This is a genomic window from Mesorhizobium loti CJ3sym (assembly GCF_000472785.1).
Classification (GTDB): Bacteria; Pseudomonadota; Alphaproteobacteria; order Rhizobiales; family Rhizobiaceae; genus Mesorhizobium; species Mesorhizobium loti_E.
In genome coordinates this window covers 181,787-194,996 of sequence record NZ_AXAL01000011.1, presented here as the reverse complement: position 1 = coordinate 194,996, position 13,210 = coordinate 181,787, and the positions used below count along the sequence as shown (strand labels likewise).

12 protein-coding genes are annotated in these 13,210 nt (G+C 64.5%); 3 read left to right on the top strand and 9 right to left on the bottom strand.

Features of this window, described 5'->3' with window-relative positions; all coding sequences use genetic code 11:
- Positions 1 to 403: 403 nt before the first annotated feature.
- From ligD to A3A9_RS0117240, 3 genes are all read right to left on the bottom strand, one after another.
- Complete coding sequence (gene ligD / locus A3A9_RS0117250; RefSeq protein ID WP_027059887.1) at positions 404 to 2,896, bottom strand: DNA ligase D; 2,493 nt, start codon at positions 2,894 to 2,896, stop codon at positions 404 to 406.
- A 54-nt stretch (positions 2,897 to 2,950) separates the two neighbouring features.
- Positions 2,951 to 3,175 carry a hypothetical protein gene (locus A3A9_RS0117245; protein WP_027030151.1) on the bottom strand — a complete coding sequence of 75 codons (225 nt, stop codon included), beginning with the start codon at positions 3,173 to 3,175 and terminating at the stop codon, positions 2,951 to 2,953.
- Between the two features lie 103 nt (positions 3,176 to 3,278).
- A complete protein-coding gene (locus A3A9_RS0117240) occupies positions 3,279 to 3,455 on the bottom strand; it encodes a Flp family type IVb pilin (RefSeq protein ID WP_027059886.1) in 177 nt (58 codons plus the stop codon).
- A gap of 447 nt (positions 3,456 to 3,902) precedes the next feature.
- Between A3A9_RS0117240 and A3A9_RS0117235 the strand changes: the two genes are divergently transcribed.
- On the top strand, positions 3,903 to 4,214 hold the full coding sequence (locus A3A9_RS0117235) for an EthD family reductase (RefSeq protein ID WP_027059885.1): 312 nt from the start codon (positions 3,903 to 3,905) through the stop codon (positions 4,212 to 4,214).
- A 2-nt stretch (positions 4,215 to 4,216) separates the two neighbouring features.
- Here A3A9_RS0117235 and A3A9_RS0117230 read toward each other — a convergent pair whose 3' ends face one another.
- From A3A9_RS0117230 to A3A9_RS0117200, 6 genes are all read right to left on the bottom strand, one after another.
- Positions 4,217 to 4,564 carry a hypothetical protein gene (locus A3A9_RS0117230; protein ID WP_027059884.1) on the bottom strand — a complete coding sequence of 116 codons (348 nt, stop codon included), beginning with the start codon at positions 4,562 to 4,564 and terminating at the stop codon, positions 4,217 to 4,219.
- A gap of 302 nt (positions 4,565 to 4,866) precedes the next feature.
- The gene (locus A3A9_RS0117220; RefSeq protein WP_027059883.1) at positions 4,867 to 5,175 is read right to left on the bottom strand and encodes an EthD family reductase; all 309 of its coding nucleotides are present in this window, start codon (positions 5,173 to 5,175) and stop codon (positions 4,867 to 4,869) included.
- Positions 5,176 to 5,279: 104 nt separating this feature from the next.
- Positions 5,280 to 6,503, bottom strand: coding sequence for a GNAT family N-acetyltransferase (locus A3A9_RS0117215; protein WP_245279058.1), 1,224 nt, complete (start codon positions 6,501 to 6,503; stop codon positions 5,280 to 5,282).
- A gap of 8 nt (positions 6,504 to 6,511) precedes the next feature.
- Positions 6,512 to 7,756 carry a GNAT family N-acetyltransferase gene (locus tag A3A9_RS0117210; protein WP_027059881.1) on the bottom strand — a complete coding sequence of 415 codons (1,245 nt, stop codon included), beginning with the start codon at positions 7,754 to 7,756 and terminating at the stop codon, positions 6,512 to 6,514.
- 9 nt (positions 7,757 to 7,765) lie between these two features.
- Positions 7,766 to 9,067, bottom strand: a complete 1,302-nt coding sequence (locus A3A9_RS0117205; RefSeq protein WP_027059880.1) for a hypothetical protein — start codon at positions 9,065 to 9,067, stop codon at positions 7,766 to 7,768.
- Entirely contained in the window at positions 9,064 to 10,233 is a 1,170-nt protein-coding gene (locus A3A9_RS0117200; protein WP_082222131.1) for a glycosyltransferase, read from the bottom strand. The genes A3A9_RS0117205 and A3A9_RS0117200 overlap by 4 nt, the downstream gene beginning before the upstream one ends.
- A gap of 425 nt (positions 10,234 to 10,658) precedes the next feature.
- On the opposite strand from A3A9_RS0117200, the gene A3A9_RS0117195 reads away from it, so the two are divergent.
- Complete coding sequence (locus tag A3A9_RS0117195) at positions 10,659 to 11,828, top strand: DUF1972 domain-containing protein (RefSeq protein ID WP_027059878.1); 1,170 nt, start codon at positions 10,659 to 10,661, stop codon at positions 11,826 to 11,828.
- Positions 11,825 to 13,096, top strand: a complete 1,272-nt coding sequence (locus tag A3A9_RS0117190; protein ID WP_027059877.1) for a glycoside hydrolase family 5 protein — start codon at positions 11,825 to 11,827, stop codon at positions 13,094 to 13,096. Before A3A9_RS0117195 ends, A3A9_RS0117190 begins: the two co-directional genes overlap by 4 nt.
- Positions 13,097 to 13,210: the final 114 nt, after the last annotated feature.

The following is a 13,210-nucleotide window of genomic DNA, read 5'->3' as shown; positions in this document are numbered from 1 at the left end:
GTCCAAAAACCGGTTCCCACTTTTCGGGATCATGCTCTCTGCAGCGCTTTTCGTCCGAAGGACGATTGGCGCCGTGGAAATCCTACACCAACCCCGAAAGATACAGGCAAATCCCTGACGAAATGTTCCGTGACGTCTTCTAGGTCGTGGGGAGAGAATAATTCAAATTGTCGGAAGCGTCGATGGAGTGGAATTTGAAACGCTGGAGGGACAGCACCCCCCTCTGCCCTGGCGGGCATCTCCCCCTCAAGGGGGGGAGATCAGCAGCCTCAGCGCCTCGCCCTCTTCAGCAACGGTGTAAATTGGCGAAAGCCCGGGTGATGGCCAATCTCCCCCCTTGAGGGGGAGATGTCCGGCAGGACAGAGGGGGGCGACACAGATCCCGGCAGTCCTCTCTACGCGACTACCTCCTCGCCCCCCCAATCACCGGCAAATCCCGCGCGAACTCCTCGATATCCGCCCACGGATCACCAGACGTCTCCAGCAACCCCGGCAGCGACGAATAATTCAGGTCCTGCGGCGCATCGATCGCCTCCAGATCGCTCCAGCTCACCGGCGTCGAGGCCGGCAGATTGGTACGCGCCCGCAGCGAATAGGGCGCCGCCGATGTGTGGCCGCGTGCGTTGCGGTGATAGTCGATGAAGATGCGCTTCTTGCGATTGTCCTTGCCCATGGTGGTGGTGAACGTGTCGGGCGCGGTGGCCGCCAGATGCGTGGAGATGGCGCTGGTTGCCTGATGCAGCTTCTTCCAGTTCTGCTTTGATGTCACCGGCACGGTGATATGGATGCCATTCCCCCCGGACGTCTTGGCGAACGGCACCAGCCCGAGCCCCTCCAGCTCGCCCTTGATGTGCACCGCAGCCTCCACCACCTCGCGCCAGGAAATCCCCTCGCCCGGGTCGAGGTCGAAGACGACCTGGTCCGGTTTGTCGAGACTGGTGCGGTGCGTGCCCCAGGTGTGGAACTCGACGACGCCGAACTGCGCCAGCGCCAGAAAACCCTTGGCGCCTTCGACCGACAGGAAGGATTTTGTCTCGCCCTCGGAATTCATCGTCTCGAAGGTCACCACGGAAGGTGGCATGCCGGTGAAGGCGTGACGCTGGAAGAAGCAGTCTTTCGGCAGGCCGGTCGGGCAGCGCACCAGCGACACCGGGCGGCCGAGAATGTGCGGCAGCATGAAGTCGCCGACCAGCGCGTAGTAGACGGCGATGTCGAGCTTGGTCGGGCCGGTCTTGCCGAACAACCGCCGCTCCGGATTGGTCACCCAGATGGTGGCAAGGTCGGCCTCCGAGATCAGCCGCTTGCGCTTCGCCGACACCGGCGTCGACAGGCCGACATCCCTGAGCCCGCGAAACACGCCATGGCGCAATGAATTGTCCGCCGTGCGGTTGGCATAGTGGATGCGCGCCGAAAACAGCGGCTTGACCCAGTGCATCTCGCGCATGATTTCGCGCGGCACGCCTTCGGGCGGCGTCGCGCCCGATATCAGCGGCTCCAGCCGGGCGAGCAGATCCTCCGCCGTATCGCGGTCGAAGCCGGTGCCGACCTTGCCGCGATAGTGCAGCTCGCCATCCACCCACTCGGCCATGCCAAGCGCTGCCAGCCCTTCCGCAGCGTCAGACACGGTATACCCGGCGATGACGAAGTCTTCGCTCTTCAGCGCCTTGGTCTTGGTCCAGCTCTTGGTGCGGCCGCTCTGGTAGATGGCGGTCGCCCGCTTTGAGACGACGCCTTCTAGCCCCATGTCAGAAGCTTGATCAAAAAGTCCCTGCCCCGAGCCCTCGACATGGTCGGAGAACTGGATGGCGGAGTTGGCGCCGAGGCCGGCCAGCAGCTCGGCCAGCAGCGCCTTGCGCCGGATGAGCGGCGCCTTCAGCAGGTCCCAGCCGTCAAGATGCAGCAGGTCGAAGGCGTAGAAATGCAGCTTGCTGCCGGCGCCCTCGGCCAGCGCGTCCTGCAGCAGCGCGAAGCGGCTGATGCCCCGGCCGTCGAGCACCATGATCTCGCCGTCGATGATGGCCTCGCGGCACGGCAGTTTGGCAAACGCATGCGGCAGGTCGCCATAGCGCTTCGTCCAGTCGATGCCGCCACGGGTGATCAGCCTGACCACGCCATCAGCCAGATGCGCCATGGTGCGGTAGCCGTCGAACTTGATCTCGTGCAGCCAGAGCTCGTTTGTGTCCTCGCCATCGGGCGGCTTCGGCACCTGCGTCGCCAGTTGCGGCTCGATACGGCTGAGTGCCGAAGCCTTGACGGCGCCCGGCAGTTCGCCTGGCTTCAACGAACCCGGCCTGGGCGCGGACTTCGTCGCCGGCTTGGCGGCCGCCGCCAGTTCCTCGATGCGCAGGCCGGATTTCACACTTTCCGGCCGCGCTTCCAGGATGTTCAAAGCCGTGTCGGCGGCGAGGTCGCGCTCCTTGAACAGCAGCCAGTTCTTCTTGTTCTCGTCCTCGCCGGGCTTGGGCTTCAGGCGGGTCAGCATCCAGCCGCCATTGAGCTTTTCGCCGGCCAGCCGAAACTTGAAGGCCCCGGTGCGAAGGCTCTTCTCGACATCGTCCATCGGCGCCCACGTCCCGGTGTCCCAGACGATCATAGGCCCGCCGCCATACTCACCTTCGGGGATGACGCCCTCGAAGTCGATATATTCGAGCGGATGGTCCTCGGTCTCGACCGCCAGCCTCTTGTCGGCCGGTTTGAGCGAAGGCCCGCGCGGCACCGCCCAGCTCTTCAGCACATCGCCGACCTGGAGACGCAGATCGTAGTGGTCCGCGGTGGCGTGATGCTTGTGGACGACGAAACGGTTGCCGTCGGCGGAGATCAGGCCGCCGGCGGGCTCCGGCGTTTTCGAGAACTCACGCTTGGCGCGATAGGTTTTGAGTTTGGGCGGAGTGGTCATGGCACCGACCAAGCCACGGCAGCCAGCGTTCCGGAAGGCGTGGAGATCACGCCCTCAATCGTCGGCAGCCGGCGTCAGCTCAAGCTCGGCCGGGGTCAATCCCTGCCGCAGTTGGCTCAGCCGGAATTCGTCGACCCAATAGGCCTCGCCGTCGACCAGCACACGTGCCTGGTAGGTGCCGTCCGAAAAACTCTGCGCGGTGATGTAGACCTTGTGCTGGTCGAGCGCCTTGCGCACCGCGGCGCGCTTGGCATTCTGGCCGATGACGGGACTGATCATGACGCTGCCCTCGGTCGCCCACACGCAACATCTGGCGACGTGCCTTAAGGATGACGGAGACGCCGTGTCCTGTCAATTTCGCGTGGTGGCTGCCCTTTGCGGCCTACGACCCGCTGCTGTTCAGCGTCGTGCCGATTTTCGTGAACTTGGCATTGATCGCATTGCCGAGCGCACCGGCGCCGGTGATGATGGCGAGCGCGATGAGGGCGGCGATCAGGCCATACTCGATGGCGGTCGCGCCGGATTCGTCCCGCATGAAGCGAGAAACTATTCTTGGCATTCTAAGCCCCTGGTTTCTTATCCCTCGCACAACCCTATAGAGACTGCAGGTTGCGGTTCGGTTAAGTTTTGCCAGGCTTTTGAAGGTGCTTGCGCGCGGACCTGAATCAAAACATGAAGCATCCGGCCGTCGGACACGGCCTGGTTGCAAGCGGTCCAGACCGGAGCTGTTTTCAGCTTGCCGGCCTGGGACCGCCCAACCCCCTTGTGTCCTTCCCAAGACAGTAGACCAGATAAAGGCATCGTCGCCGATCCGCTTTGACATGGATCAAACGCCAGATGCGCCCGTGGGTTTTGCCTTTGGCGGACGCGAAATATCTTCGGGCAATGGCGCCATGTCATTGGTTCGCGAAAAACCCCGCATCCCTGTCGAAATCCGTTCCCGCCGAACGACATTTGGTGCGGCGCCGACGAGGCGCGATTACATCAAACCACAAGGAACCCAACCATGGCCAAGATGCTTGTCATCTACAAAACCCCCGCCGATCCCGCCGCCTTCGACCGGCACTACTTCGACATCCACCTGCCGCTCGCAAAACAGCTTCCCGGGCTGCTGCGCTATGACGTCAGCAAGCGGCCGATCGTGAACCTCTTGCAGGGCGAGACGCCCTACCTCGTCGCGACCCTCTATTTCGACAGCCTGGAGGCCATTCGTGCGGCCTTTGCCACCGAGGTCGGCAAGGCCTGCGCCATCGACCGGCGCAAATACGCGCCTGACCACGATGTGACGATGCTGCTTTTCGATTCCGAGGCGATGTGAGGTCATTTCCCCGGGCAAGGCCACAGGCGCATGAACGCTTCCAGCTGCAGCTTGTTCTTGTCGTCATCGGCCAGGCTCGGGGTTTTGGCGACCAGCCGATGCATATAGTCGAGCCAGGGCGTGATCGGCGCGTTGACGTCAATGCGTGGCGGACACGCCAGCTGGCCCTCGTAGACGGCTTGCAGGCCGGCCTCGAATTCGCTGCGGCAGGCAGGGTTCGGGCGATCGCATCGAGCCAGGAATTGTCCCGCCGTCTCCGGCTCATCGGCAAGCACCGCCGCAGGTGGCGCAAGCATCACGACCGCCAATACCGGCAGCAGTAGAATCCGGGTGCTGGAACCGATCGACATGCGATGCTCCGAAGCTGTTGTCGGATCATATGCCTGTATCGGGATCAGGGGCAAAAAAACCCGCCATCTTGCGACGGCGGGTTTGATGGTCGCGTCGAAGGCTGTCGCGTGTCAGCTCGGGGACGAGACTATGAGGGCCGTCACGCGGGAGAGCTGCTGGCGCTTGCTGAGCGTCGGGTTTTCATAAGTCTTTTTCATCTATGTCCCCAAAAGCCCCAATGGCCATCGGGAGGTGAGCCCCGTGCGGTCTCTTTGCCAAGCCGGAGCTGAAATACCCGGCTAGAAGGCCATCGCCGAGCGGCTCACACATCCTCGCTGTCGAAGATCAGCATCTCGGCGCCGCCGGTCGCGAAGACCTGGAGATCGGCGCCGGCGGCCTGCCCTTCGGCGCTGGCAAAAGCATTCTGGATGGCGGTCAGGTCGTCGAAATGCAGGATGGCGACAAGGTGCACCTTCGCTGGTCCCGCCGGCGTCATCACCGGGCCGCGGTTGATTTCGTAGCGCCGCAGCCCCGGGATAGTCTTGGCCAGCGGAATGTGTTTTTCGCGATAATAGGCATCGAACGCCGCCGGATCCACAGGCGTGCCGTACATCACCACCAGGCTTGCCATCATTGCCTCCCGCAATCATTGCTCTTTCGGAAACGTGATGGCTTTGCCGGGTGCTTGTCAATCCGACCGTCCCCCGCAAGGACGAAGAAACCTCGACGGCCGTCTCAGCTCTTCAATCGCCGCAACCGGCGCATCACACCATGCGCGGCCTTGTACAGCCCCGGCTTGGAGCGAATGAAAAGCTCGGTCTTGCCGCGCAGCTTGATATAGGCGGTCGAACCCCTGCCCTTCAGCGTCATCGCGTGGCACAACTCGGCCAGCACCGAGCTTGAAGCGCCGATATGCTGCTTGTAGCCTTGGCTGCCGACCGACAGGTCGAAATAGTCGAGCCCTTGCGCCCGCGCCCACATCATCAGCTTGCCGACCGTCGTCAGGCCCGGCGAGGCGTTGGCCACCGCGTCCTGGTCGATGCCGAGCAGAAGGGCGTGCAAGGTGCCCTTCATGACCAGCACATAGATGACGGCGAGATAGTTTTGACCGACCCGCAGCCCGAACAGCCGTACCGAGCCGTCGGACAGGCCGTCAAGGGCGGCGTTGCGGTAGAACTCGACGACCGGCGCCTGCGTCAGGAGATCGAAACGCCCGAGCTCGCGGAAGCGGTTGAGCCTGAGCTCCAAAAGCGTCGCGAACTGCTTCTCGACCATGTCAGGCGTGTCGGCCTGGACCAGGGCAAGGCCGCCCAACTGCTCGAAGCGCCGGCAGTGCTTGTGGAAATTCTTGGAGAAAGACGATTTGCAGATGCGCTTGATCAGCGTCTCCGGATCGCCATCCATAGCCAGGCCCGAGGCGATCTGGATGGAGTCGCGCGCCACCGAAAGCAGCGCCAGCGGATTGGCGACGCCATGGACCTGTTGGGGAATCCCCGCCACATGGAAGCGGTCCGTAGGCGGCAGCACAGCGCGGGCCGCCGCCCAGGCGGCGTCGGCGCTCTGCCGGGTCCAGGGCCTGGCATCGGCCAGCAGCGGCGCGGAGTAATCGCACACGCCGCAGCTCAGCCATTCGATCACGTAATGGCCAAGCGCCCGACGCCGCATCAGCGGCAAAAGCATGATAGGCGCACCCGTGGCGGCGTCGTTGACCTCTACGACGAGCAGCTCGGCGCCTTTGGGCATCAGCCGTTTGGCGATCCCTTCCACCCACGCGAAAGCCTGGTGGCCGGTGCACAGACCGGTTTCCTCAAGGCGCAGCCAGAGCGGCTTTACGCTGTCGAAGCTGGTGTGCAACCGCGCCGAATAGCCCACAGCGGTGCCGGTGCCGCCGGTGCGCGGCAGGACCGGCACGTCGGGTGCCTCCGTCACCGGGGCCATTCTCACTGCCTGGCTTGGCACATGCTCTCCTATTGCTCAGGCTTCCCTTGGCATCCTCCACGCAAGCGCCTCACACCCCGCATTGCTCCCTGGACCGTCTTGAACAGGCCCGGCCTGGAACGCACGAAAGCCTCGCTCCGGCTGCGCAGATTGATGGCGGTGCTCGCCGCACTGCCCCGTACCGTGAACCCGTAGCAGAGTTCGACCAGGACCGACCCCATCGCGCCCATGCGTTCCTTGTAGCTCTGGTTGCCGACCGACAGGTCGAAATATCCACATCCCTGCTCGCGCGCCCAGCTCATCAGCCTGCCCATGATCATGATGCCCGGCGAGACATTGGGCACGACGCTCTGGTCCATTGCTATCAGGAGAGCATGAACAGTGCCTTGATGAACCAGAAGATATTGGACCGCGATCAGAGCCTCGCCAACGCGCAGGCCGAACAGCCGCACCGACCCGTCCGACAAGCCCTTGAGAGCGGCGTTGCGGTAGAAATCGACGACCGGTTCCCGCGTCAGCAGGTCGAAGCGGCCAAGCTCGCGAAAGCGGCTGAGCCGCATCCGAACCAGTTCGCCAAAAGTTTGCTCCACCTCGGCCGGCGTACCGGCCTCGACCAGTTCCACGCTGCCGAGCCGCTCGAGCCGGCGCCAGTCTTTGCCGAATTCCTTGGCGAAGGATGGCTTGCACAGGCGCTTGAGGACAGTCTCCGGTTCGCCGTCTATGGCCAGGCCAAAGGTGGTGTAGATGGAATCGCGTATCTCCGGGAGCGAGGCCAGCGGATTGGCGACGCCGTTGATCCTCGTCGGTATCCCTGTGATGTGAAAGCGGTCCGCCGGCGGTAGCACAGAGCGCACCGCCGTCCATGCGGCCAGCGCGGATTGCGTGGTCCACGGCCTCGCATCGGCCAGCAACGGCGCTGCGTAGTCGCACACGCCGCAGTTCAGCCATTCGATCACCCGGTGGTGGAAGGCCTGCCGCCGGATCAGCGGCACCAGCATCCGGGGCGCGCCAGTCGCGGCGTCATTCACCTCGACGATCAACAGGTCGGCACCGTCCGGCATCAGCCGCGCGACGATGCCCTCGGCCCACGCATAATTCTGGTGGCCGGTGCACACCCCGCTTTCCTGGAAGCGCAGCCAGAGCGGCTTGGCCGTTTCGAGGCTGGTGTGCAACCGCGCGGTGAAAGCGTCGTTCGCGGCAACGGTAACCGGATGGGAGACCTGCCCGCCGGGAAAGCCGGTCACGTCAGCAATTTGAACCGCATGACTTGTCACATCCGCCTCCTATCTTTTCGCCGAAGCGAACGTGACCGCCCGTCGCCACGAGCCCAGGCGGCTGTTACGCGACTGGTCCGGATGTTCGATGTTCCACATGCGGTGATGCGCGAAATACCAGGATGCCACGAGCACGAAGACCTCGGAGACCGCGGACCCCAGCAGCGCCCACGTTGGCGACGCGACTGAAAGTACGATGGCGATCAGCGCCAGCCCGACGATCGCGCCGCCCATGGTGATGAAGGCGACGATGCGGAAATCGCCCATGATCTCAAGGACGATGCGGGGCATGACATAGAGCATGACCGGGACAAAATTCACGATCGCCAACAGCCCGATGAACTCGACAGAGGCACCCTGGAGAGCCTGGGATTTTATCATCGGCAGGATGAACAGGATGGCGCATCCATAGGCCAGGCCGCCGAGCCCCATGACCAGCGCCCAGATCTTCGCCTGCGTCCAGACACGACGTGTTTCGTTTTGCCGCATCAGCTTCGCCAGCTCCGGCTGCGTCATGTTGACGAAGGCAAGGCTGATGATGCGCAGCGGCGCAAAAAACACGATAACAGCCGCCAGCGGTGCGTAAGCCGCGGGCCCGGCAATGCCGGCGACCAGCAGCGCCAGGCATTGGCCCTGGATGTTGGTGGTGGTGGCGCTGAAGGCCGACCAGCACAGCTGGCGCCAGAGCTTGGCATAGCGGCGGCGCGTCGGCATGCGGAAGCTGATGCGAATGGTGCGGCGCGCCAGCCGGACAAGCGCGAAGATGCCGATCACATTTGCCGCGGCAAGGGCATAGAACACGCTCTGCAGTGCGTCCTTTGCAAACCAGATCGCCAGCCCCGCCAGCACGGTGCCGGCGATCGTGAAAGCGGCATCGCTGATGGAAACGATCACCTGCTGGCGGCGTGCGAAGAATGCGGTGCGCATATGGCTGCGCAGCGACCATGCGCCGACGAAGCAGCCGGCGGCAATGCCGTTCGGGTCGCCCAGCAGATGCATCAGAACGGTCGTGCCGAGCGCCATCAGCAGCGCCACCACCACCGCCGCCGTTCCAAAGGCCACGTCATGGGCGTCGACGCCGGCGCTGTTGGTGCTCTTGCTCATCCAAATCGAAGCAGGAACGGCGGTAAGCGACCTGATGTAGGAAAGGCCGACGCCGCCCATCACCATGGCGATGGCGAAAAGGCCGTAGCCTTGCGCCGACAGCATGTGCAGCAGCATGATGTTGAGGGCAAAGTGGAAGCCGCTCTGCATCGCCTCGCCGCCGATCATCAGCACGAGGCGGCGCACGAGATGGATCGGGAGCTTCACGACCGTGTCTCCGCCTGGCGGGTGCTTGCCGCCCTGCCCGGCCGCGCCATGGCCGCCTTCAGCTTCTCAGTGGCGATCGCGGCTATCGCGGCGGCAGCGACCGGCTCGCTGAAGATCGTCTCGTAGCGCTTGCGCCCGGCGGCGACAAAACCGCGCCAGGCCTCAGGGGCGAGGATGATCTCTCGCAGTTTCGCGGCAAGGGCTGATGCGTCGCCCGGCGGCACGTGCCAGCCGGTCTCACCGTCAGCGACCACCTCGACCAGCCCGCCGATCGCCGACACCAGCGGCGGGCGGCCATAGGCCATCGCCTCGATGGCGACGCGGCCCAGCGATTCCGGACGCCGCGACGGCACGGTGACGATGTCGGCCCAGCGGTAATGCTCCGAAGGGTCCGAGATGAAGGGCAAGGCGCTGACCTGGCCGGCCAGGCCCATCGTCTCGACCAGTTCGGCCAGAGCGCGCTCGCGCTCGGTGCTTTCGAAGGCGCCGCCGACCAGCCGCACCTCGATCCTCGACTTGAGTTCCGCCGGCAGCGAGGCGATCGCCTCCAGCAGCACTTCCTGGCCCTTGATCCGGTTGATGCGGCCAAGCAGCAGCACCCGCAGCGGGCGCTTGCCGTCATAGGTCATCGCTTCCGCGGCCGCCGGACCGGCAACGCCATTGTAGACGACGTAGGAGCGCGCGGATCGGGGCTCGCCGAATGTGGCGCGCGTCGCTTTCGAGTTGAAGATGAGATCGGCATGGCTCCAATGCATCAGGCCGACGAGGATCCGGCGCAGCACGCCTTCGGGAATTTCGTGGATGTGCAGCAGGGCCTTCGAGGGCAGCAGGCGCGAGGCCAGCGCATAGTCGGCGACGATCGAGGTGTTGACATAGACGAGGTCGCAATCGCCGAGCCGCCGCCACGCCCGCCACAACGCCACCGGCAGCCGTGCCATCTCGATGGTCGCCAGCCGCAGCATCGCCTGGCGCCGCAGCACCCAGAGCGGCTCGAAGACGATGCGGCTGGCATGGGGTTCCAGGATTTCGACGATCGGTCCGCTGCGCGGCAACACCACTTCGATGTCGGCCGACGGAAACGCGGCGCGCAACGCTGCCACGCTCTCCGCGAAGCTGCGGTCGGAGCCGTAGAGTTCGTAGCCCTGGTGGATGCAGGCAATCCGCATCTTCATCTTTCTGCCAGGGGTGGTTTGACGATTCCGCCGCCTGAAGATATCAGCGACGGACAACTTCAAGTCCAACACCCCTTTGGACTTCACTGGTTTCCAGTATGGTCATGACACGGACGTAGGCCCGGATCGTAACGCCAATGCTGCACGCCCTCCGCCAATTCTGGCGCGCAGAAGTCCATTTGCAAGGATTGTGCCGGGCTAATATATCCATTTGCGGGTCGACAAGCCCCGGCATCGCCTCGTTTCGATACACATACGTCCGGAAAGTTGACCGATAGTGAAACAACTCCAGCGTTTGGAAGAAATATTTTACAACCCTAATGCGATAATGGCTGGGATCGGACCTGGCACGCATCTCGCAAGGCTCCGGTTTTGAGATGAGCATCGTGGATCGACCGGACCTGAAAGCGCCAACAACCATGACACTGGAGCAGCCTGCCATCCTCATCCTGGGAACGCGCGGCATTCCCGCCGCTCATGGCGGCTTTGAAACCTTCGCCGAGAGACTGGCGCTTTTTCTGGTCGGACGCGGCTGGAAGGTCGGCGTCTATTGCCAGGACGAGGTCGAGCGGATCGACCAGAGGGTGCGCCTGGATACTTGGCGCGGCATCGACCTCATCCACATCCAGGTCGCCTCGAAAGGCCCGCGCGCGACGCTGGAATTCGACTGGCAATGCGTGCTCGACGCCGCGCGCCGGCCGGGCGTCTGCCTCGTGCTCGGCTACAATGGCGCGGTCTTCCTGACCTGGCTCAGGCTGATGCGGCGCAAGATCATCACCAATATGGACGGCATCGAGTGGCGCCGCCCCAAATGGGGGACGGCGGCGAAGACATGGTTCTGGCTCAATGAATGGATCGGCGCCTGGGCCTCGCACCGCCTGGTCGCCGACCATCCGGTCATCGCCGATCACCTGGCGACGCGCCGGCCGCGCAGCGCCATCACCACCATCACCTATGGCGCCGACCCGGTGACATCGGCACCCGAGGCACCGGTGCGCGCGCTCGGCCTCGAACCCGGAAAATACCTGATCTCGATCGCGCGCATCGAGCCCGACAACAACATCCTGCCCATCGTCGAAGCCTTCTGCAGCCAGAAGCGCTACATGAAACTGGTGGTGCTGGGCACGCTGTCCGACCAGATCCCTTATCACGTCGCGGTCCGCAAGGCGGCGAACGCCTCGGTGGTCCTGCCCGGCGCCATCTACGACCAGGCGGCAGTGAAGGCGCTTCGCTACCACGCGCGCGCCTATATGCATGGCCACACCGTCGGCGGCACCAACCCGTCGCTGGTCGAGGCGCTGGCCGCCGGCAACATGGTGATCGCGCACGACAATCCCTACAACAGATGGGTCGCGGGTGCTGCCGCCATCCACTTCACCGACACGCAGAGCTGCGCCGAGCGGATGCAACAAGCGATGGAGGATGACGCGCTGGTCGAGGCCTGCAGCGAAGCCGCCAGGGTGCGCGCCCGTGAAGCCTTTCGCTGGGACGATGTGCTGCTGGCCTATGAGAATGAAGCCTACCGGCTTCTCGGCGTCACATCGGCACGAAGGGCCGCGATCGACCGTCCCTCGCCCGGCGCGGTATGACGGGCTGGTCGCGCCGGCGGCTTCTCACCACCGCGCTGTCGACGGCGCTGGTGCCTGCCGCGCTGGCACCGCTCGCCGCTCCATCGCAAGCCGCCACGGCGACCGGCGCATGGCCGTTCCGCCGCGGCGTCAACGCCTGGCCCTGGTTTGCGCTGACGCGTGAGTTTCCCGCCCCGCGCACCGACTATGACTGGCCGCCCTTCCAGTCGCAGCGGCCGGTGCCGACACCAGACGACCTGCGCCGGCTGCGTGCGACCGGGATCGATTTCATCCGCCTGCCGGTCGATCCCGGCCCGTTCCTGGCCGCCGACGCCGCCACGCGTGCAAAATTGCTGGACATGCTGGACGCGGCCGTCACCGCCACAATCGACGCCGACCTCGGCATCATCGTCAACGTCCAGGCCAACGGCGCCACCCATTACTGGAACCCCGACCGCATGGTCTCCAGCACCGCCGCACCCGAATTCGCGGCCTATCGCGGGCTGGTCGGCGAACTTGCCGGCAGGCTAGACCGGTTCAGGCCGGGCATGGTGGCGCTCGAGCCGGTCAACGAACCGCCGCAATCCTGCGAGTCCAACGTCTGGTCGCAGGTCCAGGCATCCCTGCTGACGGCGGCCAGGGCGTCGTCCCGGACCTTGCCTCTGGTCGTCACCGGCGGCTGCGGCTCGATGGTGAGCGGGCTGGCAGCACTCGACCCGGGGCCGCTGGCCGGCGCCGAGCCGATCCTGTTCACCTTCCACTTCTACGAGCCCTATCTGTTCAGCCACCAGGGCGCGCCGTGGATGCGCGAGCCCGTCTACCGCGCGCTGAACAACGTACCGTGGCCGGCCTCGGCCGGCTCGCTCGAACAGACACTGGCCTCCGTCCGGGCGCGCATGGCCGGGGATACCGAGACCTCCGAAGCCGACAAACAAGCCGCCTATGCCGAAACCGAGCGCGTGCTGAAGGTCTATTTCGACGCCAAGCCCGACCGCTGGTTCATCGACAAATATCTCAGCCAGGCGCGCGCCTGGGCCGATGCCCACGGCATTGCGCCGGAGCGCGTCATCATGGGCGAGTTCGGCGCGCTGCGCACCGACGCGCGGTATGTGGCAGCCCCCAACCCAGACCGCGCCCGCTACATTTCCGATGTCCGCCAAAGCGCCGAGGCTGCCGGCTTCCCCTGGGCCTTCTGGGACCTCTTCGACGGCATGGGCATGATGGACGACACCACGCGGGTACTGGATCCAGCGATGGTTGAGGCGCTCGGGTTGAGGATGGCGCAGTAGGGCGTCTTCCAAATGCGGTCGAGTTCCATGTCGCCCCCCTCTGTCCTGCCGGACATCTCCCCCTCAAGTGGGAAGATTGGCAGTTTTGACGCCGGCTCGTTTCTTGCAGCATAG